The sequence below is a fragment of the Citrobacter sp. Cpo045 genome (assembly GCF_030332875.1).
Taxonomy (GTDB): Bacteria; Pseudomonadota; Gammaproteobacteria; order Enterobacterales; family Enterobacteriaceae; genus Citrobacter; species Citrobacter portucalensis.
Window position 1 is genome coordinate 1 of sequence record NZ_JAOWGZ010000006.1, and the last position, 900, is coordinate 900.

Sequence of the window (900 nt, forward strand, 5' to 3'; positions counted from 1 at the left end):
TTATGGAAACCGCCAGCCCATTCCCCGGAGGAAAACATGGTCAGGCAAAAGTGTAGCGGTATTAGGCGCAGCTATTTAGCATCACCCGCGAACAGCGTGAAAATATGGTCAGGACGGTTGCTACCCTGGGGGGGTTAAGTGAGAGGAAAAGACTTATCGCCGCCGGAAAAAATGCTTGTACAGAGGCAAGAGAGGGAAATCACAAAAAAACTCGCGAACCCAATCTGGTATTTCCTCGAACGGGCAAAGCGTGGGTTCAGGAAGACATTGACCTCATTCATTCCATTATTGATGATATCCCGGATGAAAGTATTGACGACCACATTTTGTGGCTATCAAAGCAGCAGGGGCGTACGCCCTATGCCATCGCCCTGAAGATTGTCAGTGAAGGAAGAATGAATAAAGAGTGGGCTAAAAAGGTATGGAAACCAGCAGCTAAGTCGATTCGCGAAGATTTTTCCCGGCTCCAGACCAACATGCCAGATAACAAAGAGACAGATGAATAATATGCTAGATGTTATTAACAGACAAATGGTTGGGTCGTCCTGACATGAAATGAATTTTTATAGGTAAAGTGGTTTCCTAATCTAATTATATTGCGGCCTTTGCCGATATTAATATTATAAGGAAGGGAGAACCATGAACGATTTTCATATTTTAAGTATCTGTATACAGAAAAAAGATGTAGCAGGCGCAATGCGTGTGCTGCGGGATAAATCAGAATTTGCGGTGCGTAAAATTCTGGAAAAATTAAAAGTCAGGGTGACATCGCAAACTGGCAGAGCATTCTGGCACTTTGTTCAGAGCTGGCTGCTGACCGCGGCTTTGTTGAATAAATCAGATTTCGGGTAAGTCTCCCCCGTAGCGGGTTGTGTTTTCAGGCAATACGCACGCTTTCAG

General features: G+C 44.8%; 2 protein-coding genes. Both read left to right on the plus strand.

The annotated features are described in order from the left end of the window. The first annotated feature begins 104 nt into the window (after positions 1-104). Positions 105-506 (plus strand): hypothetical protein, encoded by a 402-nt coding sequence (locus OGY13_RS00025; protein WP_022652264.1) that lies wholly within the window; start codon positions 105-107, stop codon positions 504-506. A 133-nt stretch (positions 507-639) separates the two neighbouring features. Further along, positions 640-852 (plus strand): hypothetical protein, encoded by a 213-nt coding sequence (locus tag OGY13_RS00030; RefSeq protein WP_022652265.1) that lies wholly within the window; start codon positions 640-642, stop codon positions 850-852. Positions 853-900: the final 48 nt, after the last annotated feature.

Coding starts and splice junctions, on each gene's coding strand:
- OGY13_RS00025 (WP_022652264.1), top strand. CDS start 105: ATGGTCAGGACGGTTGCTACCCTGGGGGGGTTAAGTGAGAGGAAAAGA.
- OGY13_RS00030 (WP_022652265.1), top strand. CDS start 640: ATGAACGATTTTCATATTTTAAGTATCTGTATACAGAAAAAAGATGTA.